The organism is Prevotella mikamonis, assembly GCF_055381405.1.
This window is the reverse complement of sequence record NZ_AP035785.1, coordinates 1371147-1396789: the sequence shown is the minus strand read 5'-3', so window position 1 is coordinate 1396789 and position 25643 is coordinate 1371147. Positions and strand designations below refer to the sequence as shown.

Genomic DNA, 25643 nt, shown 5'->3' with positions numbered 1-25643 from the left:
ATTCTTGGTTTGCGATGATGAGGAATAGGAAACTTGTAGTCCTGATACTGTTCGTGTGGTGTACCGTTTCTATGCGTGCACAATACAATACGAACAGGCTTTTGATTTCTGCGGAAATCGCATTGGATTATCATGACTATGTAGTTGCTATTCAGCATTGCAACAATATTCTTTCAGGAAAACCCTATCTTTATCAGCCGTGGTTCTATCGGGGAGTTGCCAAGGAGTCTTTGGGCGACTATGCCGGAGCAGAAAGTGATTTCACGGAGGCTGTCAAACTGAATCCCTACATCTATCAACTCTTCAACTTTCGTGCAGAGAGCCGACTGAATCAGGAAAAGTTTCAAGATGCCATTGCAGATTTTGATGCGGCATTGAAACTGAATCCCGACCAGAAAGGGAGTTGGTTCAATCGTGCTTATGCCCGATATAGAAGCAAAGATGTAGGGAAAGCACGCGAAGATTTGGAATATGTCATGAAGCGTTGGCCCGATATGGCCAATGCCTATGGCTTGATGACAGAGACATATCTGAATGCCAATGACACGGCTACGGCTTCGCGATGGTTGGAGAAGACATTGAAGGTGAATCCGTATGATGGCAATTCGTGGTCTATCGTGGGGCGTCTGAATCTTCAACGTAAGAATTGGGCGACAGCAGAGAAGGCTTTTTCCAGTGCCATCCATTATACCCCGAACGTGGTTAACAACTATACGTATCGGGCCATGACGCGTGTCAATCTCAATAAGTTGCGTCAGGCAATGGAAGACTATGATCGTGCTATCAGCATGAATGATAATAACTTCATAGCACATTACAACCGTGGATTGCTCAGACAGACGCTTGGCGATGACAACCGTGCCATCGAAGACTTTAATTTTGTGCTTCGCTTGGAGCCTGATAACTTGTTGGCGCTGTATAATCGTGCTATCTTGTTGGACCGAACGGGAGATTATCGGGCTGCCATTAGAGATTATTCGCGCGTAATAGAGAAGTTTCCGAACTTCTGGAGCGGTCTGATGAGCCGTGCCAACTGCTATCGCCGACTGGGTATGACGGCCAAGGCAGAACAGGATGAGTTCAGAGTTCTGAAGCGACAGATGGATAAACATGTCGGTATTCAGCAGCGTTGGTCGCGCAGCAAGCTCCGTCAAGTACGCAAAATGAGCGATATTGATGTAGAGAAATACGATCAGTGGGTAGTGCAGGATGATGAGGTGACGACGCCCGAATATAAGAATGAATACCGTGGAAAAGTGCAGGATAGGAATGTGGAAGTAGAATATATGCCGATGTTCATCCTGTCGTATCTACCTTATAAAAATGGTATTAACAGCTATCAATTGGTAGACCGCGATGTAGAACGGTTCAATCAGACTGTCGGTCCTGTGTTGCCAGTATATATTTCATGTAAATCCAATGCACTGACGCAGGAAGAGTCGCGTCGCTATTTTGTGGCTATTGACAGTCTGAGTACACGTATCTCGGACGTGAAAAATCACCATCAAGTCACTACTTTGCTTTTTCAGCGTGCCGTGGCGCATGCCAGTACGCACAATTTCTCTGAAGCTCTGAACGATATCAACGATTATATCACGATGGATTCTACTTCCGTGCTGGCCTATTGGGAGCGTGGGGTGTGTCAGGCCATGATGTCTGGTTATGCCCAAGGCAATGGAAACGATTTGAAGTTGATTGTGGGTAAGTCGCTTGACGACTTGCGTAAGGCCTCTGAGATGTCTGGAAAGAAGAACGCCTTTATCATGTATAATATCGCCAATCTTCAGGCCATGCAGCGTAGCTATGGTGATGCTGCCGACACATATACGCAGGTAATCAATCTGAATCCTAGTCTTGCGGAAGCTTATTTCAATCGTGGATTGACGTATATCTTCAGTGGCAATAAGGCGAAAGGGCTTGCCGATTTGAGCAAGGCCGGTGAACTGGGTATCTATGATGCCTACAGTGTGATGAAGAAATACGCTTCGGAAAAACATTAAACTAAAGGAAATAAAAAAAGAGAAACATCGAAATGTTTCTCTTCTGTGCGCCCTTAGGGACTCGAACCCTAGACCCACTGATTAAGAGTCAGTTGCTCTACCAGCTGAGCTAAGGGCGCGTTGCTCTGCTTTGTGTGTGGTGCGCCCTTAGGGACTCGAACCCTAGACCCACTGATTAAGAGTCAGTTGCTCTACCAACTGAGCTAAGGGCGCATACTCTATCCAATGAAATGAGCATTTCTGAATAGCGAGTGCAAAGGTAATGCGTTTTTCGTTAACATGCAAATCTTTCCACTGTTTTTTGCCAAAAACAATGCGAGAATGCCTGAACGTAGACAATCTCGCATTGATTTTAGTGGATTCGGATATTTGTCATGCAACAGTGTTACTATTGCTTTGCTATCTTTTAGGGGTATTATCTCTTTAGGTTCGGATTCTTTTCAACCTCACTGCCAGGATAAGGCAGATAGTTCATATTATCATTCCAGGTTCCGGTTACAGGTACACTTTCTGTGGCTGTGAAGCCTTCGGCAACTGCAAGTGGAGCATTGCTCTTGCGATATTCAAAGTTGTCTTTCAACATGTTGAGACGGAATTCGTCGCTGCGGCGTGGAACTAGTGCCACCCAGTTTCCGGCAACTTCCCATCCATGTTCTTTGAAGGCTGCTTTGGCCAGTTGGTCGGCACTCATGGCGTCGATATTTACGCCGTCGACTTTTTTGGCAGCAGGACCATCGACAGCGCGTACACGTACTTTCTTTAAGCATTCTTTGGCCAATGTAAGGTCGCCACCACTGCGGGCAGCACTCTCTGCGTACCAAAGCATGACTTCTGGATAGCGGATGAGTTGATGCCTTGTGTCAGTACACATACCTTCATAGGGGCGTTGTGTATAGTCGTAAGGTGCTTTCACTTCGCTGCCGTTCTTGTCGGCATTGAGCGTGAAGATGGAAAACATTGGGTGGCGTTCTGGTACTATGGCTTTACCTTGGCTGTCGAGTGCCCACCAGTCTACGAGAGAACCATCCTTTTGTCTAATCTGTGGATCGTATATCGCACGTTTACGTGGACCGTCGGGGAATTCTTTCCAGAATTTAATCTCGCCCCAAGCGTCGCCCCATCCACCGAGACTTTCAAACAGGCAGCAACTTGAGAATTCAGAATCGGTAAACCAGTTTTTGGTGGGAGAGAAGTTGATTCCTAGAATGGTTTCCTTGTTGTAGTTGTTTCCGTAAGAGTATACGTTCTTCCAGTCTGAATCTATCGTTGCGTCGTATTTACCGGAATTGACCCCGTCGATTACTTCTTTGGCTTTGGCGGCAGCCTTGGCATAGTATGATTGTCCAAGATTGAGCGGTGTACCTGCCATCGACATGTATACAGCAGCCAACGTAGACTTCACGGCCTGTTGGGTGACGTAGACATCTACACCGAAGAGATGGGCTGGTTCTGATGTATAGCTAGCTGGCAGATTGAGCTTGTCGGCTGCTTCAAGGTCACTTACGATGATGTCGTAAATGCCTTTTACATCGGTCAATTCGGTCTTGCTGTAGTCGTTCTCGTTGTGTAGGTTGACGGGCAATGGACCAAAGATACGTACCAAATAGTAATAGGCATAGGCACGCCAGAAACGGGCTTGACCAACGGCGATATTGACCTTGTCGGCTGGCAGTGTCGTGTTTTCCGCAGCGTCGATAATAAGATTGGCTGCTTTGATGACATTATAGTGGAATCTCCATGAGTCGTTCACACCCTTGTTGTTGTCTGAAGCATTGAAGGCATCGATAGCTGCACATGCTTGCTTGTTAGAGCCGGGATTGGCGGTGATGTCATCTCCCTGCCACTGAGGATAGCCTGGGTTTGTGTAGTTTTGTGTGTGGTTCACTTGTTCGTAAAGCGCATAGAGACTTTGGTCAATGTCGCTTACGGTCGTGAAGAAATTACCAGGTGTACGTTGTCCTTTCGGGTCTTCGTCAAGGATATTGCCACATGATTGGAATGTTAGGGCTGATGCTGCAAGCAGGCAGCCGAGAAATATCTTATTTTTCATGTTTAATGCTGTTAGAAATTAAAGCGAATATTGAATGTAAAGGTTCTTGGATTGGGATATGCACCCATGTCGATACCATTGTCCATGTCGACATTGCTCTCTGCAAACGACATACCTGATGGGTCGGCTCCCTTATATCCTGTGATAGTGAAAAGATTTTGTGCGCTCAGGCTTAGCCTGATGTCGGCAAAACGGGTGTATTTGCGTGCAATGTTGTAGGCTATACTGATGTTTTCGCAACGGACAAAGTCGGCATTTTCAATCCACTTGCTGGAATTTCCTAAGTTGTTGTTACCTACAGCGTTGAGAGCCGGCATGGTCTTTCCTATCTCACTGATGTAGTTGGCATCGGTTACAAACTTTGAAGCACCTACCATGGAGTTCATCGCAAAGCGTACAAGGTTGAGACGCTGAGCACCGAAAGCGCTGTTGAAGAAAGCGTTGAATTCCCAGTTCTTGTAAGTAATTGTATTGTTCCAACCCATAGTGAAGTCAGGGTTAGCACAGCCTAAAACCTGACGGTCGTTGCTCTGTGGTGTTGTCGTAATGCTGCCGTCTTGCGCATAGTAGCTATCAAGGCCTTCTGTATTGAGTCCGGCCCATTTATATCCGTAGAAAGTACCGATAGGTTGGCCAACTTTAACAATAGTAGAAGGGTCTACTGTACCGGCTGAAGGTGAGTTGCCATAGAGTACCGGGTCTTCTGCTGTGAGTTTTTCAACTCTGTTCTTCAGATACGAGCCGTTGAGCGTAGTGGTCCAAGAGAAATCTTGAGTCTGGATGATATGTGCTGTGAGCGACATGTCAAAACCTTTATTGCTGATTTCTCCTGCATTAATCCAATATTGGCTTCCGCCGAGATAGTTGGCTAGTGACTTGTGCAGCAGTGCATCGGTAGTCTTTTTATTGAAATAGTCGAAGGAGAATTCAATGCGGTTATTGAGGAAACTGACGTCAAGTCCCAAGTCAAACTGCTTGCTTTTTTCCCATGTCAAGTCTGGAGTAGCCACGCCGGCAGCCCAATAGCCTGTATAGGACGAAGAAGTACCGAAGTCGAAACTTGTAGTAGCGAGGTTACCTAATGTGGCATAGACAGGAATACTTTGATTACCAATGAGTCCATAGCTGGCACGTAATTTCAGGTTGCTGATCCATTCTATTGATTCCATGAATTTTTCGTGGCTGACAGTCCATGCAGCTGCAATGGATGGGAAATATCCCCACTTCTTCTTGCTGAAACGTGAACTACCGTCGGCACGCATCGTAGCTGTCAGCATGTAGCGGTCATCGTAGTTATACATCACACGACCTACACCAGAAAGAAGCCCCCATTTACTGTATGAGTTAGAACCTGAGCGACTGGCAGCATTGTTATAGTCCCACCATCCCACGCTTTCAGAGAGCAGATTGGAACCTGACAGTCCCATCATACGCGTAGTACATTGGCTGGCTTCAAATACACCGGTAGCCGTCAGAGAGTGTTTGCCCCAGTTGCCCATGTAAGTGAGATTGTTTGTTGATTGAAGCATCATGCGCTGCATATCATTGTTACCCATACTGCTCTTGGGGTATACTGTGGCACTGGAAAAGCTATAGCCCTTTCCATCATAATAGTCAAATCCGTTGGTAGAGGTAAATGTCAGGCCGGGAAGAATGTTGAACTTCAGGTCTACACGTCCGTTGATAATGTCCGTACGATATTGGCTGGCATTTCCTGTGAGTACACCGTATGGGTTGCTCTCAATGGAGTTGTAGGGATCATGATTGAAATTGCCGGCTGTATCGCGGACTTCCATGGTAGGAGAGTAGTTCTGAGCTATCCATAGGGGATTGCCTTGTGCCATACTGAAACCTCCTCCGAGACTTTTGCCGTGGCTGTAATCAAGGTCGCCCGTCACTTCAAACCATTTATACAGTGTGGAGTGCAAGTTGATTTTTGCTTGATAGCGTTCGTGCTGTGTACTTTCTACCACACCTTTGTTTTTCAGATAACTGCCGCTGATATAGTACTGGGTTTCTGCATTACCTTTGGAAATGACAACCTTGTAATTCTGTACTACGCCTGTGCGAAGTATCATATCCATCCAGTCTACACCGGGATTAGTGCCATCAAGATAGGGTTGAAGTTCGGTTTTGTTGCTTACTTTGTTGCCGTCAAGTAAGGCCTGTGCATAATCTTTTGTTCCCATTACTTTAGGCATGTGGTAGGCATTCGATAGTCCAAGGCTGGCATCGAATGTAATAGTCTGCTGTCCTTTTTTACCTTGTTTGGTCTGGACAAGTACCACACCGTTAGATCCACGGCTTCCGTAAATGGCAGTAGACGAAGCATCTTTCAGCACTTGAATGCTCTGGATGTCTTCTGAGTTGATGCCGTCAAGTCCGCTTTCGCGCACAATGCCGTCAACCACGTAGAGTGGGTCATTGTTACGATGAATGGAGCTAGTACCTCGAACGCGTATTTTTACGCTACCACCGGGTACGCCGCTCTGTACTACATTGATACCGGTCATACGGCCTTGGAAAGCTTCGCTGATATTTTTGATGGGTTGGTCTTTGAAAGCCTTATCGTTCATGACTGCCACCGAGCCGGCCAAATCGGCTTTGCGTACACTTCCATAACCTATTACAATGACCTCATTGAGTACATTGTTGTCTTCCGTCATCGTAATCTTCCAGTCGTGACGGCTGCCCACCGGCAGTTCCTGAGTGGTAAAACCTATGTATGAGATTTGGAGTGTGTTACTGTTGTTGGCATCAATGGTGAAGTTGCCATCTATATCTGTGAGTGTGCCGGCATTACTACCCTTTATCTTGACCGTAGCCCCGACAATAGGATCTCCGTTGGCGTCAATGATAGTTCCGGTTACCTTGCGTTTTGTGGCATTACCTTGTTGTGTCTTGGCAGGCTGTACATTGCCTGTAGAGAGTACGATGGTGTTGTCTACCAGTTCATAGCTCACTCCCGAATCGGCGAACAATTCCGACAGGAGGGTTTTGAGAGCTTTGCCATTAGCAGTAACTTGTGTTGGCCGTTCTGTATTAATTTGGCTGTTGTTGAAGAAAAATTTGTAGTGTGTCTGTTTCTCTATGGCATTCATGGCCGCCTTGACAGTATGTACATTTTTGCCAAATGTCACGTTTTGGGCATGTGCAGGCATAGCCATTAATACAGACATACACCCAGAGAGTATTGTTAATTTAAGACTCCCTTGCGAAGGTGATAGATTTGAATGTTTTTTCATTTTGTTATTAGGTTTAGAATTGTTTACTGTAAAAGATTCTATAAAGAATTTGTTGCATGCGTTAGACGGTTTACCGTCCTGCATTGACACTCTATGCAGGAGTTCTCGCTTTCATGATGTTTTCTGTTTTTTTAGTTATTGTCAGTTATTAATCTCAATATATTTCTATGGTCTGCGCTTGTTTCTCTATGTCTGCATTAGGTACGTAGCGGAATTTCATGTTGGACGATATGGAAAGAATCTCAAGAATACGCTCAAGTCGTTGCCGTTTGAGTGTACCGGTGAATCTGTTATGGTATACAGAAGGATGTCTGACAATAAAATTAATGTCGAATCGTTTCGATAGGCTGCGGAGAACTGCTGTCAGTGGAGTATTACGGAAAATGAGCATTCCGTCCTTCCACGATGTGGCTACGTCGGTTTCTGTGTCAAATACGCGAGCCTGATGTTCGTTGGCCGAGTAGACAATCTGTTGTCCTGGGTGTATTCTGCGTTCGTTCCATTGTCGTGAAGGTGTCATGTAATTCAGCCCTATCGATCCTTCTACTAGTGTGGATATTACTTGGTGGGTCTCGTTGTCGATTTCCAGATTGAAATGTGTGCCATATACTTTGACATGGGCATCGTAGGGAGTTTTAACGATGAAAGGGTGTTTTTGATCTTTGCTTACATCGAAGTATGCTTCCCCTGACAGGCTTACTTGGCGTTCGTCGCCATCGAACTGTGCTGGATAAGTGAGTCGAGAATTGGAATTGAGCGTCACTTTTGTGCCATCGGGCAGCAAGGCGGTGGCTGTCATACCCGGATTGGTGGCTACAGATAGCATTTCCACAGAATGAGAACGATAATTCTGATAGAACATGACAGCAGCTGAGAGTAGCAGAGGGATAAAGAGTATGGCTGCTACGCGCTCTATTTTCCGCATGGCAGTTTCCATACGAGTCCGCCACAGTCGGTTGTTCAGCCTTTTCAAAGCCTGTTCGGTGTCGGTATGCTCGGCGATGTAGAGGTTGTCCAATGCCTGATATGCCCGGTCCATATTTTGGGCTATATGTTGGTGGTCGTCCGATTCATTGAGCCATGTTTCCACCTGTTGGACTTGCTGCTCGTCCAGTTTTCCTTCCATGTAGAGTGGAAGCAGGTATTCGATATTTGGTTTTTCAGATTCACTCATAGTCAACTGTTTGAGATTGCGGTTCTATTTATATGACAGAGCAAAAACGGATGTTCCTAAACAATAGTTCGTATTTTTTTTGTTAAAATCTATCATTTAGGTTCAAATGATTGGCATTCAACAGCCTAATGAGTTATGAAATGCAATAGGTAATGATTTAGCGACCTATCTTCAACAGTGATATACAACGCTTTGCATAACTCGAATAACCTATTGCAAAGATAAGGGTATATCGTGAGAAAAAAGAATTTTCTCCAAATTATTTTCGTAAAGCCGTCCGTTGGGGCGGCTTTTTGTTTTCGCCCCGCTTCTCAGTCTGCATATCCTCCACTTATGCCCGTGTATCATGTCGGGATCGGTTGTTCGTTGTCAGCGGCAAAGGTAGCTCCGGGCTTCTACGGACAAAAAAGGTCGGGGCGGCAAGCCGTTTAGACGACAATCTCCACACTTCCATTTCATTGCAGGTAGTATTCTCGCCGTAAAACCTTGTTTGTCCTAAGCCCTACCTTTTTACGCCACTGAAACGAAAACGACCGACCCGACGGAAAGACGCATAAAAAAATGTCGGGTATGCGAGAAGCAGGGAAAAAGAAAAAGTTGAAACTCAAACTTTTATGGAATGATAGCCTCATCATAGAGAATGTGTAAAAATATCTACTTCATCATCCTTTATCATTTCATCCATTTTAGCAAATATAGTTTTGTCAAAGATGGACGTTGGAAGTATTAGTTTCTTGATTCTATTATTACCACTGAACCAACTATTATCCCAAATATCAATACTTTCTCCTCTCACGATACTGCACAACGCTTCTTTAAAGCAAAATTTATCAACACTATCTTTTAGCATCCTTTGTAACCAAATTTGAGCAAATTCAGAATTTGGTGTTTCCATTAAACGTTTATATATCTTATTTGAAATGGATAACTTCATCTTTTCTTCTGTGTTCTTTAGTATTTTACTAATAATAGAACAGCATACAGGTATTGCTTTAGGATTATGAAGCATAATGTCAACCGTTATGCTGATAATTTGAATGGATTTTTCTTTGTCTGATATTTTCTTGTTTAATTCCGTTAATCCTCGAGCGACACTTCCAGAATTGAGGTACATAAGACTATGCTGATGAATCAATAAAAATTGCTTTTGTAGTATTATGTCGCCTTGATTAAGCTGAAACCATGATAATTTATCAGGTTTAACAGAACTTGATATGATATTTTTGTTCTCTCTCGTTTTCGAAGAGTTTAATTTTAATCCGAAAGGAACGATGATCTCCGACAATAGCCTTAAAATCACCTCTCCATCATTTGGAGCATTTACGAAAATCTTATAGTCATCTCTATATCTAAATATATTGTAGTTCTCTATTTTATTTTTACTTATTTCGACTGCGAGCAATTCATCAATATAACCTAAAATTATTTCTGCAATAAAATCCATCAAAACAGAACCTTGAGGAATTCCATTAGTTTGCCCATACTGCATATTTCTTATATGAGTGTCTATTTTATTTCCTAATAAATTCCCATCTCTTTGCTTTTTTGCAATGTCAATTGTTTCAATAGCCCATGCTATAGAATGAGTGTATAGTGAGCCATAACAATCAGCAATATCTGTATCATATGAAAATTTATAATCCAATGATTGGTTTATAGATTCCTGTTCTATGTTTTCCCACCATTGAAGTATCTGTTCCGCCTTATCTGATTGTTTGCTTCTTGCTTCTACTGGGATACTAAAACACTTTATCTTTTCGTTGCTCTGAAAATCATGGAATCTGCCCAATAATTTTTTCCAATTTGCTTCCTCTGTGATTTCTTTGACTAATAGAACATAAAGAAAAGGATGTATTATTTGTAGTGGTCGCCAAGAAAGTTTTCCATCTTTGTTTGCAAATAATATGTGGTTTACTTTTTCACAGTTTCTCAAGTTGCTTTCAGAATAAAAAGTTGAAACATCTTGTGCTTTATCTACAGCCTTACTTATTTTACCTAATAGCTTAGCAAAAGAAAAGTATTCAGGAAGATCTATATTGCAATAACTTTCGTCTTTTAGAAAGAATACCTTTGCTTCTTCATGAGACATTTCAATTATTGATTTTCGACGCATACACTCATATTGAAGTTTATTTTTAGCAAAGTTACTCATACATAATGAGAAAGGCTAAGAAAATGGCAAGAAAACGCCCCTTGTGGAGCATAAAATGTCGCAAGAGGCGTATCTGACAATCAAGAAACAAACAAGGACAAACTCCATCTTTCGCTGTTTGGCAAGTCCTTTTAGGCCTTTTCCTTAGTAGCGATAGAAAGAGATTATTCTTTGTGGGAAATCCCCCCCTAAAATCTATGCCCCATATAGCAATTTACAACAGCTACCTAAATTTCATCTCCGCCAATGTATCTTGCAGTTCTTTGGCAATATAGATGGTCTTGCGATTTTTCAGGGTGTTGCGACAGATGAAAAGCGACTCATAATCCCCCTTGTCGGACTTTCGCCTTTCTCTTCTTTGGTGTATTGAAAAATCCTTTGACATTGGCTCGTCATTTGGACGTTCCGATTCGACACTCTGCTCTTCAGATTGAGAGCGTTTTATCTCACTCTCTTTTCTTTTCATGGGAATACCTTGTGAAATAAGTTCTCGGATGGCAACGGGATCAACCTTACCGTTCTGGTTCTCTGTCATACTTTTTTAATTTTTATTGTCATTATACAATTCACTGTCCGTTTCGTTGCCGATATATTTACCGATGAAGATGAATACATCCACTATCTAAGATATGCCCGATAATGGGATTGTACCAGCAGAGGTACATCCTTTCATTCAGTTCCTTTCTGTGGAGATGTTCATTGGTGTCTATCAATACAATCGAACGATTGTATCTGCTTTCGCACATTCCCACGTTCGAATAAGGGAATCAAGGACATGTTCTTTGATATACCTCCTCACCTATATCGCTCATCGGAACGTGATGTTATCGAAGACACATACCCTCATCGACATATTCGACGGTGCAAATATATGGCTCGGTGATGCTGTAATCAGCGTGATTTCCTTTGGTGCGTACTTGTGGCTTCGATTTGGATACTTGTGGCTTCATCTCTCCTAATGGCTTTGGGGACAAGAGGTAGTAACTTTGCAGCAGGCGATAAGCCGGTATTTCATGGCTTTGAAAACATACATTTCGGGAGAATAACATATCGTTCTTCGGAACGAATTTATTTGCATCAGTGCAAATAGCAAGGTATGTCTTGCGTTACCCGAAATTATTTCGATAACTCAAAACCCTTGCTCTTGGCAGAGGGCGGAACAACTCCGAAGTCGGTGTTCTTGGATGGAAGTTTTCGTTGTCTTGACAGGCTGTTTTATCACAAATGCTCTCTAATGGAATTAGCACGTTCTGTTTCCCGAAGAGAGAATTATAAACCATTAAAATCAGAAGTAATGACAAAGAGAAATGTGGGACGACCTCCCAAGAATGAACGAGCCAGCCATTGTTGTATGGTTCGATTTACGGCCACTGAATTTGCTTGTTTCTTTACACTAATCGAGCAATCGAGGCTTCAAAATAAAGCCACTTTCATCAAGGCAAGGGTCTTTAATGAGACATTTCGGGTGATAAAGGTGGATCGTTCCCTGCTGGATTATTATCAGAAACTGACGACTTTGTACGGGCAATTCCGCAGTGTGGGAGTTAATTACAACCAGACAGTAGTTACAATGAAGAGCAACTTTAGTGAGAAGAAAGCCTTTGCCATGCTCGCAAAACTGGAGAAATTGACGCTTGAATTGGCAATAATCGGAGGTGAAATCGTGCAACTCACTCGTGAATTTCAAGAGAAATGGCAACATCGGCAACAGCCTTTTATTGTGTATTTTATTCCTCAATGAAAGAGAATCAGGCTTCCCGAAATGAGAGGAAAGCCTGATTAAGCCATTTGAATGCAGTTATCGTTTCTTGAAGTTACCACCTTTCAGGTCGCTATCCACCATACGCTTATTGAGTTTCTCACGGAGTTCATCAAGAAAATAGGTGCGGCTGTTATCTTTGCGACGCTTCATGTTCATATAGACGTTGTAGCAGTTCTTTATCTCCACTCCGAAGATTTCCGAGAGAGCATCTGCCAACTCCTCTACACCTATTTCTCCGTTGTTGATACAGTCGCAGGTGTCGAGAGCATAAAGGAGTTCAACTAAATCTGTTGCTTTGCCTGTCCAACAGAGTTTCTTGGCTGGTTTGACGGGAAAAGCAGGAAGAAGCCCCTGCATTCGCATCTTCAGTAACTTCAACTCCGTGTCAATGACAAAGAGTAGCTCCGACACATTTTTTCCCTTTCCGTCCATCAAATACACCGCTTGCAAAGTTTGTAAACGAAAACGAGTATAGCGGAGAATACGGAACAAAGAGATGGCATCGTCTTCTGCATCACATAGATCAATAATCCTCTTCATAAAGTCCTCCAATGCTTTTTGTTCTTGTTCATTTGTAGAGCAAGACAAAATTATCATCTTAAATTCTTCCGTTTGAGTAAGTCTTAGCATAATCATATCTTTTATGGTTCAACATTGCAGATTCTCTGTTGTGAGATGTGATTTATGACCTATCTCCTTATGAATTCGGACAGCAAAGAACAGTGTCATTAAAGTTGCAAAGACGTCGGCAATAGGCTGTGCATAAAGCACTCCATTTAGTTCCCAATACGATGGAAGCAGCAATATTATAGGGATAAAAAACAAACCTTGCCGTCCGATGTTTAGCAGAAGACTTTGCCTTGCTCTTCCGATTGCCATATATAGTGTGGAATACACAAATTGGAATCCGAAAGTGAAGAACATAATCGTATTGGCTCTAAGCGCAATTCTTGCTATTCTCTGCATTGTTTCGTCTTTACCGAAACAACTGACGATAGGAGAGGTAAAAATGACTATAAGAATACTCCAGAGCACACAAAACGAGGTTGTGAGTATCAGAGAACAGCACACCGCTTCCCTTAATCTTTGAAAATTGCCTGCCCCGTAGTTATAGCCTGCCATAGGTTGGAGTCCTTTTACAAATCCGAAGACCACGTTTGTTCCCAATGTGACGATTTTCAGGACGATACCCACAGCCGCAACAGCCTCTGCCCCATATTTCACAGCGGCTTTCTGCAACAAACTGATGGAAAGGGTCTGGAGCAGTTGCAAAAAGAGCATAGAGATACCAATCTTAATGATGTCTGCGTATATTCTTATCGTGGGAGCGAACAAGGCAAGAGATACTTTTATCTCTGCTTTCGTAAGGAAACGGATGTAAATAGCTGTCGTGATGATTCTTGAAAGAATAGTTGCCCATGCAGCACCTTCCACATCCCAATTGAAAGTGTAGATAAACAAGGGGTCTAATGCAACATTAACGATAGAGCCGATGATCATTGCCGACGCAGATGTCTTCGACGCACCTTGTGAAACAATGATATTGGACATGGACACATTCAATGTTCCTATGACACAACTGATGATAAAAAGCCTGCCATAGGATTCTGCCAAACTCATCATCTCCTCGTTTGCTCCCATGAAAAGTAGGATGTCCGGCAGGAACGCATTGCACATAAGGGCAATGAGAGCTGCCAATATCACAGAGGTAATCACTGAGACGGAAGCGACCTGACTTGCCTTTACAATTTGTCTTGCTCCCAACAGACGGGATATATACACTCCGCCTCCGACACCGAACATCAATCCTATCCCGAGAAACAACAGCGACAGAGGGAAAACGACCGATACGGCGGCAACAGGAAGAGTTCCCAAACGTGCAACCCAAAAAGTATCTACCACATTGTATATTGCCATAATCAGCATTGCGATGACAATAGGTATCCCCAACTTTGTTAGGGCTTTCATCATACTTCCTTCTTGCAAAATATTCACAGCGTCGTTCATCCTTATAATCCGTATCTTTTAAAGTGAATAAAGTTCACTGCAAAGGTACGGTGGGATACAGACTGTCACAATAGACGGACAATGGTAATGATAGCACTATTCGTGGTAAGTCCTTCTGAAGAGCGTGGGAGAAACGCCTGCAACCTTGGTAAACAGCCGTGTGAAGTAGGAGTAATCGTTAGAGCCTAAACTATGTGCAATCTCTTTGATGGAATCTGTAGTATAGACCAATTGACGTTTAGCCAACAAAATAATCTCGTTTTGGATATGGTGGCTCACACTTGTCCCCAGAACAGAATTTACAGCTTCATTCAGGTAGGCAACGGTAATGTTCAGCCGCCCGGCATAGAATGATGGCGAACGTTTGCTTCGGATATTGCTTTCCAACAAATCCCGAAATTCCCATACTATTTCCTTGTGTCTGGTCACTGTCCCCTGCAATTTAGATTGAGCTATCGTTGCATTTACAATGTTCTCCACGACTAACCCTACAATGACGGTGGTCAGTCGCTGAACGACTGCTTTGGCAGATAGATTTTCCATGCCACTCAGTTTGCAGTCAAGAAGTGATAATAATAGTTTCTGTTCCGATATGTCGGATAGTTGTATTTGAGGGCGACCGTATCTCTCAAGCGTTCGTTTTTCCTCCTCGTTTACCAATACAGAGTCGATAATCAGAAACGTTGCGGAAAGATTGAAAGCGTCGATGATACGGTGTACTTGTCCCGGACGGATGATGACCAGACTTTCCTTCCTGAAAGTGTATTCCTCGAAATCAATATTCAGACAGCATTGCCCACCCTCGATGAAGCCAAAGAAATAATAGTCGTCAGTATGAGAAAAGGCATATCTGTCTGAAGATGCAGATGTTTTAGATATAATCGTCTTCAGATAGACTCCAAAATCTGTGAGTTGTGAACTTCTATGGATTGGTAACTGGGGCATATCTTTCAGTTATTTCATGATTGACAATACTTTCTATCTTTTAGTCTGCCATTTTTGAAACTTGCTCATCAAGAAAAAAGCGGAGAGTAAGCTAAGCATTGTTAGGATAATCCCGACAATTGACCATAAGAACATTTGTGAAGGAGATAGAATAGATGCCTTTAGAAATTCAACAAAGGCATAGACACAATATGGCAATGTCAAGATTGTGGTAATGATAACAGGTATATATTTTCGGTATATTGCCCATTGTGCAAGATGTACTATAAGATGGACGGAATACCCTGCAAATGCAGCGAACCACCATTGATAAGCGTCTAGCCATATCGAACAGAAAGAAATAGCAGAAAACAGAATAAATTCATGAGCCGTACCAACAGCAAACGTGGCTGTTGAATAGTCAAAATGTCCCCTATGTGCAAGAAACTGCTCGAATTTCGGGAAACGCCTTTTTAATTCGTTTCTATTATTGCCAAGCCAATTCTGGAACATAATAATCTCTTCGTATTCGTGAATCATGAATACAATAGGGAGAAGTAGCACTATCGTTTCTAATTTCGTCATCTCTCATCCATTATTCTATATTGGTTTACTGTTAGGATGAAACTTTATAATCACATATAGTCCTGTAATGCTTTCTCTGTGATGCGGATTGCCCCCGCACTATGAATACGGACGACAGAATGTTGGTCATTATCAGCAAACCATTGCAATTTATCCAAATAAGGTTCTACAACTTTAGGTTTTCTCTTTCCCATCACACGAAACATCTCAGGAGTTCTATCCGCACTCTTTCAGACTCGTCTTGCATCAATTCGTAAAACAGCTTTAGCCTTTCACAGAACAACTCTGGAGCACTCGTTGCAATATTTTCACAAGCCCAAACAAATGACAGTCTTACATTATCGGCTTCATCTTCTACCATTTGCATCAGTCTGTCTAAATAAGGAAGAACTAAATTCTTATCTGCTCTACCTATCCGTCCTATTGCATTTACTGCTCGTTCCCGTAGTTTGGGATCTTTGTTTTCTAAATAGTTGGCAATTTTGCCAATGTGTTCTTGCATTCGCAAAGGATATTTTAGTCCCATTTCTCCAAGAAGCCACAAAACCTTTGCTGTTACAGCAGATGAATATTTTTCTGAAAGTCCTGTTGCAACATCATCTATCGCAAATTCCCATTTATCTTTGCTCTTTGTCCGCAATTTCAACTTATCCAAAAATTCTTTTTCGGTATTTGTCGGTTTATCCATAATTGTTATAATATCGCTTAATACCTTATTTATGCACATTACTGAATCAATAAATTATTTAAGACTTTGGTGAAATTTTCCGCTATCAACATTTCGTTAGGAATTTCAGAGAATGCTAAAGGCATTAACTCTTTCCGATAATTAGGACTAAGTTTCATCCATATTCCCTGAAAATCTTTAATCAAAGGGGAATCCTTAACAGGTTTTATACACCACCCATTAGGCTCGGAAAATTGTTGTTGGTCGTGTATAAAAAGTTCTTGGAAATCGCTCTGGAAAGCAGTTGATTGAATATAATCATAGCATTCATTATCGTTTATCAAATAATACAAATCATAGAAATGACGAATTTTCGAAGATAAGGATTTAATGGTATCAGCCTCAAATGAGAAACGAAACAATGAAACCAATTTCTCCACAGTCGTTCTCCGTTTGTCTAAAACATTGATTGAGAAAGATTTTAAATTGTATTGTTCTATTAAATCTATTCTGCCAATAGTTACAAGATACTCTGTCAGAAACGAGCTGATTTCCTTATTGATGTATGGATATGGGTTCGCATAAGTATTGATCTCGATTAGGATCTGTCCTGCTTTCATAGCGGAAGAAGTTAGTCCGACCAAGTTTGGATATTGATAAATTGCCTTGTAGAAGCGAGATCCTTTACTTGTTACATTGGGTACGACAAGTTCGTTTAGATCGGCTGACATATCCTTCGCAAGTCGTTTGATGAATGTTTTTAGTTGATTTCCAGAAAAAGAATCCGCATCAATGACAGCTACATCTATATCCTCAGAAAAGCGATTGGTTAGACGGTATGCTTTAGAGAGGGACGTTCCCCCTTTGAAAACTACTTTCTTGGCATTGATATTTTGAGACATTCTCTGTAACGCACGAGTAATCCAATAGTCTTTTTCGATAAATTCTGGTCTTATATTCAAGGTGTTTGCTGCAAAATTGAGTAGTTGGGCAAACAGAGGTTGATTTTCGTGCAGTTTCATCTTATATTCCATTTCTTTTGATTAGGCAATACTTCTTGCGGAATTGATAAATTATAAAATGTCTGGTAGTTAAGCGACGTTTGCAATATCAGAACATCTTCGTTCGGATTCAACACTTCAAGCATTGCACCCAATAATGCGATTGTCTGCGGAGTGTATTTTAAAGACAGTTTTTTTATTTTGTTGCGTTGAATTTCGCTTAACTTAGATAATAGTCCCAAGAGTTTTTTACAGTTATCCGCAGGGTTAGTGTCAGGAATATTTTTGAAGAAACGAAGGCAATCGAGTAACTGCAAAAGTGGGATATTCTCTTTTGTGATAGTATTCCATTGCTTTACAAATTTTATCCTGTAATAACCACGCTTTGTGCTTTTCTTATCTTTGATAGTTCCTATCTGCAAAATGGCAGAAACTTGTGTAGTTAATCCAAGTTCATTAAAAATTTGATATCCTGTAATATAACCAATCAGTTTGCCGTTCTCTTCCAGTAAGTCCTTTACAATCTGATAACTGTTGGGCATAAGCTCGCCAAACTCTGTCATTTTTGTTTTATAATATCGTCCTTTCGATAAACGTCTAATTTCACCAGCTTTAGTCAAGTTTTCTAACACCTTGTTTACTGATTTTTGCTTGGTAACTGCAACAGGAAAATCGCTTGCAGAAAACACGATACCATAATCTGTTTTCTCTATTTTGTTTCTTACTATTTCTGAGATATTTCCGCTCATAAATTCGTTTTTATTCCGACAAAAACACGAATATCTTTTCGCACAATTCAATCTTCATCTTTATAATACACCTTGTAAAATTTTCCACGCTCATCTTCTCCCTGTTCTACATTTTGGCGATTGCCGGCAATGACGATTTGGATTTTCTTATCCAAATTGATGACCCGTTTATAGGAACGTTGCTGCTTTTTACAAGCAGATTCGGAAATTTCGAACTGATTATCGATGACAATTTCACTTTGGTTCTCGTACTCCTGCTTATACTGATGAAATCTTTCAATCACTTCGGGTTGAGCAATTACTTCATGGGCAAAATCATTAATATCAAAAGTTCCTTTCTCTTTGAAAAAATCCAACGACTTGTTAAGCAAATCAATTTGATCTGCTTTGGAAACTTCAAATTCCTTAGGCAATTCTTTGGTTACAAAGTTTTTTGCTAACGCCATAAAATTTTGCGTATTAGCGTATTCGTCTTTTCGTTGGCGGACATGCAGGAAATCATCAATCCAGTATTGGGCTTCTACGCCCTTATTGGTATTATCAACCACAGCAACTACATATCCGTTTTCTCTGTCCTTATTGAAAATCAGGCAGCCTTTGTCCAGCTTTTTAATGTTGATACCCTTGTCGCTCTCTAAGTTGAAACTGTTGTTTTCATGCAACACCTTCAAAAAAGTATCCTTGTTCTCAGACTTGAATAGCCCTACAGCATCAAGAGTTTCTCCATCTAATATACAGTCTTTAAAATAGACAGTATAAAACTCTCCGCCTTTGATTTTAGGGTGGGTGCTTTGCTCATACAAATGTTTTGCCAGATTTATCGATTGTTCATATAGTTGCTCAGGTTCATCAAATATCTTGGATACATAGGTATAAACCTCATTCAATACCAAATCACTCTCGTGGTAGAGTTGGTAATACTCTTCGGAAGTGAATGGAGAGAGGAAATAGTTGATTAATATCTCTTGTATAGAAATTATACGATCCAAAGAAGAATTAGAATAACTTATTCCTTCATCTCTAAGTTTATTTCCTATTTTATGCAAAGCACAATTCTGTATTTTTATCTCAAATGCTGAAAACATTTTATATTCTATTAAATTGTTTAAACTTCTCTTTCTTTAATTTATTAAACTCTAGTTTTAATTCTGTTTCTAAAGCACTTTTACTTTTAACCTTATCCTTAGATTTATTGTCAATATATAGTGTTGATTTAACATTAAAAATGCCATCTTGTATGGGCTTGTTAACTAAAGCTCCAGAAAAATTCAAAATAATATAGTAGTTTCCCGAAACTCCTCTTATACAATACCTATAATTGATTGCCAATTCTTCGCTTAGAATAATCTCTTTCAAAGTATCATTCTGTAATTCTTTGATTGAATCTAAGTTCTTGCCTTTCAAAAGTGTAGTGCACTCTTTTCCTTTTTTATCAGCATATTCATCAGGAAGATTTGCTGATTCGTCAAACATGTATTTAAACGATTTGGCGTTAAAACTTTTGAAAATATCAGAAGAATCGATATTAGTAAAACTCAACAAAAAATTAGTTCGCTCTTTATTAGTAAACTCAGAAAACCTAACTTCAATACACTTATCCTCAATTTCGTTGCTTTGAATTAATTGTTCTGATAGTTGTTTAACAACTCTTTCTGCTGCTACTCTTGCTGGTTTTGAATTATATTCTTTTGTAAATTCTATTTTGTTAACATTTTTTTTGACGATTACAGTTGCAGTACTTCTCGCAATACTTACAAGAGCCTGTTTATTAGGGTTCTTTTGTTCCAAATGTATTTTGACCGTGTAACTATCGGTATCTTTTTTAGGCTTTGTTTGTTCCAAAGAAACAATATCAGCTTTCAAGCCATCTTGTAATGTATCTTGATCGATAGTTTTATTAGAGAACAACTGATTCAGTTGCTTGTTTTCGTCAACTAAGTTGTACTGCGCAGAACTAGATTCCATAGTTTTATTATCAATATTCACAAACTCAACTAATAATTCAATGTCAAGTGAACTAAAAAGCATACTTGTCATCAACTGAATTATTTTCGTTTTGTTGGCTGTTTTAAAATAAATACCTTTGCTTTGCAAGAAGATTTTTAAGTCTTCTGTCTTTACTGCATCTGAATCTAAAAATGGCTTTAAAGAATCTCCATAAGGTAAATAGTCTATGAGATGGGGTTCAATTCTCAATTGTTTTGTCTTATTGATTGTCTCATCGAAATCTTCATCTTTTAAGCTAATTATATTCGACGGTACAATTCGCAATTCGGAAGAATTGCATAAATTTAATTTTTCGATGAAGATTTTGCCTATTAAATCATTGTTACTATAACTACGGATAGTTTCATTAACCTCATTACCATATTGACCAGCGTCATAATCAGTAAAGTAAATTTTATATTCATTTGCCAAACCACTTGTTAATCGTATAAGCAGCCATATAACCTTTCGCAGCCTATCTTTACTATATGGGTCTGAACAAAAAAGTAGCACACTAATTTTATCTCTATCTTCTTTTATGATAGGCAATATCGAAGAATTAAGATATTGAGGAGGCATATAAGTATTTCTTTTCCCTATTTTATTTATTTGAGAATTATCATCCGTAATTGGGTATAGGAATTTTACTGTCAAATCATCTCTATATTTTCTTGCAGTAATTATAGAGCTAATTAAGAAATCTGCCTTTTTATTGTCAATTGCATAGTAAATAATGTTTTTATCCATTTTATTTTTCTTATAAGCATCATTTAATTTTGCAATTGCTTGATTTTGTTCCGATTCTTTCATGGATAAAAGAAATTGAATGCAATATTCAATAGAATTATCTCTGTTTATTTTCTTTTCTTTAATTAGGTGTTCTCTTACACTATGAACGCTAAAAAGACTATTTTTAATTGTGTTTGTATAGTCGGGGAAATATTCGGCATCTATATTTGCATTGATATAAACAATGTCTTTTAGATTATCTTTAAGAGGGCAATCGTAATTTCCCCAAAAATCAACCTTAAATTGTTGCTCTTTTCCTAGTTTTTCATCATAATGTGTAACCGTTTCATCAATATTCAATGAGTTCCAACCTATCAGTTTCAAAATATGTTCCATTATTACAGAACTAACGTCTTTATTACGAGGAGGTGTATCGGGAAGTAGCAATGAATAAGAACATCTTTCTAAATATCTTTCAATCCCTTGTAGAGACTCAAGCAAATTATTTTCAAACTCAGAATGCTCAACTGTTTTCCCAATTACAGATTCTTGTAATATTTGAGAATTTAATGCACGGACAAACATTTGCCCTAATTTTGGGCTAATGACATTCTTGCCTTTCCTATCAAAAAAAGAATTAATTTTTTGTATAATTACTGCTTCAAAATCTTCTATCGATAAATCCTTATTTACAACTACTACCTTGTCAATTGTGCTATTGGGTAATTTTCGCAATTTAGAATCGACATAACCAACTAAAGTTAGTTCATATTCATCAGCATTGAGACTTTTTATACTTAATTCATTAGCCCATTTTTTTGCAATTGAAAAAGAGATGACATTTTTTGAAGACTTAACCTGAACAACTTTTTTCTTCCCACCATTATAAGTCCATAATATGTCTACTTTTTCGGATTCGTCATTGGGTTCAACACAAACAGTTTCCCAATCTGTTTCAAAGGAATCTAATAAAGCAACCAATGACTGTAAAAGATACCCCTTTATAGCATATTGACCATTCATAATTCTTTCTTTTTAGATTAACATTTCCCTTTTAATTATAAACTATTTCATTATATAAGTATTTGTACTATTTTGGATGCCGTCCTTTAGGAAAGTATATTGATTTGTAATGTTTTAATTACAAACAAAATAGAACTCCTCTGCCGAACCATTACAAAGATACAATATTTCGTGTTTATGCCAAATAAAACACGAAATCTTTTTTTTGTGAGGGAGTGTCAAAAGTCAAGTTAGAGAATTTGAGCTTGTCAAAATGATAGGTTGAAGTTCTTTATAGCTTCCACGGGAGTAGCATGAGCTACGCCGTGTTAATAGGTAATAACCAATCCTTCAACCCAGTAATGGGTACGCAACTACCTATATTTTAATACTCTAAACAATTTAACCCATACAGACTTGCGGGGGTTAAGGACTATTTGTCACGGGGTAGGGTAGGCTAGCTCCGCTCACCAACCGTCGTGCTATACCTGTGGAAGCCCTATGGGTTTTCCCTATCAAAATCTAGGTCAGAAATTCTAATATTAAGTTTTGACACACCTCCGTTGTTTCATAGAATAATTTACATGAATAAAACTAATGCTTGAGTATGTGCCATTTGGTTCTAACTTTACCTCCTCTCATTGATGGAAATTTCTTGTCCCTTCTCCCCGAAAGCAGAAAGCCAACAGAATGATGACTTCCATGTCATAAAATTCCAAGAAAATTGTCCTTATGGAAAAGGTTCTTCTTTTTCCCATTCTCAAGAGAAGAGTTCTTCCCTGAATATCGCTCTGATTTGTGCGTTCACCGTGCCGGAGAATGCCCCAAGCAGGTCGGCAATTTCGCAAGCAGACATCCAAACGGGAGCAGTCGGGAGATGTACTTTTCCATTCTCTCCAATGATTATGATTTCTCTTTTCATCGTGCGTCCTCCTTTTCATTATATGGTGATACCGCTAAATTGTTCTATCTTGCTCAACTTGTCAGAAAGGGTATTCATGTCCCGGCTTTCCTTTTCGTGGGTGATTTTGGCATAGATTTGTGTCGTGCGGATATTCGTATGCCCCAGTATCTTGGAAAGCGTTTCTATGGGAACTCCGTTGGTCAGACAAATCTCCGTTGCCATGGTATGGCGACTGGTGTGCCACGTTATGTTCTTCTCTATTCCGCAAAGTCCGATGATTGTTTTGAGGTTCTTGCAGGCGGTAATGTACTGCGGAACGGGCAGGAGATAATTTTCCTTTGCCATGCCGTCATACTTTTCGATAATCCTCATTAGAATGTCCATCAACATGATGTTGGATTCCACGCCAGTCTTCTGTCGCTTGGTCATAATCCAGAGTTTCCCGTCAAAGGAGGTTTGAAGATTGTCTTTGGTCAGGTTCTTCATATCGGTGAACGACAAGCCGGTAAAGCAGCAGAATACATAAAGGTCACGCACCAGTTCCATTGACTTGCGGCGAAACTTCAAATCCATCATTTGACGTATCTCGTCCTTGGTCAGATAATCCCTTTCCGTACTCTCGGCGGAGATACTGTAGTCCACGAACGGGTCTCGAACAATCCAACCGTGATTCTGGGCAATGGTAATCATTCGGCGCAAAGGCATTATGTAAATCCATACGGTATTGTTGCAACACTGTTTTTCCGTGCGAAGGAAAATCTCAAAGTCCGTGATGAATGCGGGAGTAAGCTCTCGCAAGGCAATATCGCTCAGACGGTAGCGTGTCCTGATGAATTCTTCCAAGTGCTTATAGACCGTGCAATACTTGTCGTAAGTGGATTGGCTCCGCAAGCCTGCATCGACCTGCTTGGCAAAATCTTCATTGTGTTGGGCATAGACCGTCAGCAGTGTCTCGTGCCGTATCTCCAGACCCAAGAAAGCGTTTTTTATTTTCTCTGCTGTGACATAGTTGTCCCTTTCGGCAATCTCCTTGTATTTGGCATTGATACCCACCCGGATCTTATCCAAGAAGCGGTTGGTCTCCAATGCCACGGCACTCTTTCCCGACGCCCGGTTACTCTTGATATCCCATAGATTGGGGAGGATGTCGCATTTGCAGCTGAACTGTGCAATGGTTCCGTCGATGGTGATGCGACACATCACGGGAACGGAACCGTCTTTCTTAGGGGCGTTCTTTTTGAGGTAGAACAGAACCTTAAACGTACTTCGCATAACTCTGACTCTTTATAAGTTACAAAACTATTTATTGTCAGGTTATTCGCTGATACGCAATTCATTGTACTTTGACGGGAAAGATTCCAAGCATTCATTTTTTTGCCTTTTTCCTTTCCATTGTCCCTTAATCGGGCTATCTTTGCAGAAGATTTCAGTTGGGGGTTAGCCCATTCGTTACCGTTTTTGCCATTCCTTCCCAGTTGGATATAGGGTAATGTTTTAGTAACGCTGCTCTGTCCAAAGTTGGCAAAAGTCCGTCTTTTGGCGGTTTTTCCCCGAATGGTCAAATAATCAGAACTGACTGACTCACAAATCATTTGCTATGTCCTCTCATTTTTTGACCGTTGAGGATAGATTTTTCAGGAAAACTATTCTGATTTACTTTTCAACCTAAAACTAGTCTGTCAAAATCGGTTGTAATATGATAATTTTATGTAAGTTTGCATGGCTTAGTAATTTTAATACGGGTAGCAGAGATGAGTATTTTGTACTCTTCTGTTTCTAACAATGCCATCATAATCACATAAAGATGTCGGATACAGAACTGGATATAGCATTGCTTTCGCTTTTAAAGTCGGGAGATAAAAGAGGATTCGATACCCTTTTTCGTAAATATTATCGTCCTCTTTGTGCTTATGCTTATCGTTTTGTAAATTTTGAAGATGTCGAAGAAATTGTGCTGGATGTATTGTTGTGGATATGGCAGAATCACGATAATCTTACCATTCATACGAGTGTTCAAGCCTATCTCTATAGGGCGGTTCATCTGCGTTGTCTCTCCTGTATCGAGCAGCATACAGCTCGTGAGCGTGCTCATCAGCGCTATCAGCTTGAATTAGGCGATGTGATTGCTTCGGAGATTGATAGTTTCGAGACCCACGAACTGCTTCTGAATATCCAGAAAGCCATTAATCGACTTCCACCGAAATTTAGAGAGGCTTTTGTGATGCACCGTTTTCAGAATCATTCATATAAGGAAATAGCACAGTTATTGGATGTTTCGCCAAAAACTGTTGACTATCGTATTCAGCAGGCTCTGAAACTTTTACATGAGGATTTGAAAGATTATTTTCCCTTTGCTCTCCTTTATATTGGGATACATTCACTCTGAGGAGACTATAAACTAAAAGTCAAACCAAAACTCAAACTGCAAACTATCAAAATACGCCCAAATGCGCCCAAATTTGATGTTTTCAATAAATAAATTCTTGCTTTTTAGGTGTTTGAAACAATCTTTTCAAACGTGTAACTTGCTGATTATCAACGAAGAGCGGTAAACGGGGCTCGAACCCGCGACCTTCGGCTTGGGAAGCCAACGCTCTACCAACTGAGCTATTACCGCTTGTGAGCCGATACCCGGACTCGAACCGGGGACCTATTCATTACGAATGAATTGCTCTACCAACTGAGCCATATCGGCATCAACATGCA

18 protein-coding genes, 4 tRNA genes and 1 pseudogene are annotated in these 25643 nt (G+C 40.4%); 3 read left to right on the top strand and 20 right to left on the bottom strand.

The window, feature by feature from the left end; genetic code table 11:
- Positions 1–17: 17 nt before the first annotated feature.
- A complete protein-coding gene (locus ACZ42L_RS05970; RefSeq protein WP_464703979.1) occupies positions 18–2000 on the top strand; it encodes a tetratricopeptide repeat protein in 1983 nt (660 codons plus the stop codon).
- A gap of 46 nt (positions 2001–2046) precedes the next feature.
- Here ACZ42L_RS05970 and ACZ42L_RS05965 read toward each other — a convergent pair.
- The 7 genes and pseudogenes from ACZ42L_RS05965 to ACZ42L_RS05935 all read right to left on the bottom strand — a co-directional run.
- Positions 2047–2119, bottom strand: a tRNA-Lys gene (locus tag ACZ42L_RS05965).
- 18 nt (positions 2120–2137) lie between these two features.
- Positions 2138–2213: transfer RNA gene (locus ACZ42L_RS05960), tRNA-Lys, on the bottom strand.
- Between the two features lie 202 nt (positions 2214–2415).
- On the bottom strand, positions 2416–4050 hold the full coding sequence (locus ACZ42L_RS05955) for a RagB/SusD family nutrient uptake outer membrane protein (protein ID WP_464716915.1): 1635 nt from the start codon (positions 4048–4050) through the stop codon (positions 2416–2418).
- A gap of 11 nt (positions 4051–4061) precedes the next feature.
- A complete protein-coding gene (locus ACZ42L_RS05950; protein ID WP_464716914.1) occupies positions 4062–7229 on the bottom strand; it encodes a TonB-dependent receptor in 3168 nt (1055 codons plus the stop codon).
- A gap of 220 nt (positions 7230–7449) precedes the next feature.
- Positions 7450–8469 carry a FecR domain-containing protein gene (locus ACZ42L_RS05945; RefSeq protein ID WP_464701924.1) on the bottom strand — a complete coding sequence of 340 codons (1020 nt, stop codon included), beginning with the start codon at positions 8467–8469 and terminating at the stop codon, positions 7450–7452.
- A gap of 631 nt (positions 8470–9100) precedes the next feature.
- Positions 9101–10621 carry an RNA-directed DNA polymerase gene (locus ACZ42L_RS05940; RefSeq protein WP_464716913.1) on the bottom strand — a complete coding sequence of 507 codons (1521 nt, stop codon included), beginning with the start codon at positions 10619–10621 and terminating at the stop codon, positions 9101–9103.
- Positions 10622–10856: 235 nt separating this feature from the next.
- A pseudogene (locus ACZ42L_RS05935) lies at positions 10857–11156 on the bottom strand (DUF3408 domain-containing protein); the annotation flags it as partial.
- A 759-nt stretch (positions 11157–11915) separates the two neighbouring features.
- On the opposite strand from ACZ42L_RS05935, the gene mobA reads away from it, so the two are divergent.
- Positions 11916–12362, top strand: coding sequence for a conjugal transfer protein MobA (gene mobA, locus ACZ42L_RS05930; protein WP_464716984.1), 447 nt, complete (start codon positions 11916–11918; stop codon positions 12360–12362).
- A 57-nt stretch (positions 12363–12419) separates the two neighbouring features.
- Here mobA and ACZ42L_RS05925 read toward each other — a convergent pair whose 3' ends face one another.
- From ACZ42L_RS05925 to ACZ42L_RS05875, 11 genes are all read right to left on the bottom strand, one after another.
- Positions 12420–12746, bottom strand: coding sequence for an RteC domain-containing protein (locus tag ACZ42L_RS05925; RefSeq protein ID WP_464716983.1), 327 nt, complete (start codon positions 12744–12746; stop codon positions 12420–12422).
- 285 nt (positions 12747–13031) lie between these two features.
- Positions 13032–14390: an MATE family efflux transporter gene (locus ACZ42L_RS05920; RefSeq protein ID WP_464716912.1), complete on the bottom strand. Its 1359-nt coding sequence runs from the start codon at positions 14388–14390 to the stop codon at positions 13032–13034.
- Between the two features lie 96 nt (positions 14391–14486).
- On the bottom strand, positions 14487–15335 hold the full coding sequence (locus tag ACZ42L_RS05915) for an AraC family transcriptional regulator (RefSeq protein WP_464716911.1): 849 nt from the start codon (positions 15333–15335) through the stop codon (positions 14487–14489).
- Between the two features lie 33 nt (positions 15336–15368).
- Positions 15369–15899, bottom strand: a complete 531-nt coding sequence (locus tag ACZ42L_RS05910) for an HXXEE domain-containing protein (RefSeq protein WP_464716910.1) — start codon at positions 15897–15899, stop codon at positions 15369–15371.
- 193 nt (positions 15900–16092) lie between these two features.
- Entirely contained in the window at positions 16093–16587 is a 495-nt protein-coding gene (locus ACZ42L_RS05905) for a sister chromatid cohesion protein PDS5 (protein WP_464716909.1), read from the bottom strand.
- A 38-nt stretch (positions 16588–16625) separates the two neighbouring features.
- Positions 16626–17600, bottom strand: coding sequence for a nucleotidyl transferase AbiEii/AbiGii toxin family protein (locus ACZ42L_RS05900; RefSeq protein ID WP_464716908.1), 975 nt, complete (start codon positions 17598–17600; stop codon positions 16626–16628).
- Entirely contained in the window at positions 17585–18316 is a 732-nt protein-coding gene (locus ACZ42L_RS05895; protein WP_464716907.1) for a DUF6088 family protein, read from the bottom strand. The genes ACZ42L_RS05900 and ACZ42L_RS05895 overlap by 16 nt, the downstream gene beginning before the upstream one ends.
- A gap of 47 nt (positions 18317–18363) precedes the next feature.
- Positions 18364–19401 carry a nucleoid-associated protein gene (locus tag ACZ42L_RS05890; protein ID WP_464716906.1) on the bottom strand — a complete coding sequence of 346 codons (1038 nt, stop codon included), beginning with the start codon at positions 19399–19401 and terminating at the stop codon, positions 18364–18366.
- A gap of 1 nt (position 19402) precedes the next feature.
- Positions 19403–22054, bottom strand: coding sequence for a hypothetical protein (locus ACZ42L_RS05885; RefSeq protein ID WP_464716905.1), 2652 nt, complete (start codon positions 22052–22054; stop codon positions 19403–19405).
- Between the two features lie 739 nt (positions 22055–22793).
- The gene (locus ACZ42L_RS05880) at positions 22794–22955 is read right to left on the bottom strand and encodes a hypothetical protein (protein ID WP_464716904.1); all 162 of its coding nucleotides are present in this window, start codon (positions 22953–22955) and stop codon (positions 22794–22796) included.
- Positions 22956–22973: 18 nt separating this feature from the next.
- Complete coding sequence (locus ACZ42L_RS05875) at positions 22974–24209, bottom strand: site-specific integrase (protein WP_464716903.1); 1236 nt, start codon at positions 24207–24209, stop codon at positions 22974–22976.
- 532 nt (positions 24210–24741) lie between these two features.
- Between ACZ42L_RS05875 and ACZ42L_RS05870 the strand changes: the two genes are divergently transcribed.
- On the top strand, positions 24742–25323 hold the full coding sequence (locus ACZ42L_RS05870; RefSeq protein ID WP_464716902.1) for an RNA polymerase sigma-70 factor: 582 nt from the start codon (positions 24742–24744) through the stop codon (positions 25321–25323).
- 158 nt (positions 25324–25481) lie between these two features.
- On the opposite strand, the gene ACZ42L_RS05865 is transcribed toward ACZ42L_RS05870, so the two are convergent.
- Together ACZ42L_RS05865 and ACZ42L_RS05860 are read right to left on the bottom strand one after the other, a co-directional pair.
- Positions 25482–25554, bottom strand: a tRNA-Gly gene (locus ACZ42L_RS05865).
- A 5-nt stretch (positions 25555–25559) separates the two neighbouring features.
- Positions 25560–25632: transfer RNA gene (locus ACZ42L_RS05860), tRNA-Thr, on the bottom strand.
- Between the last annotated feature and the right edge of the window lie 11 nt (positions 25633–25643).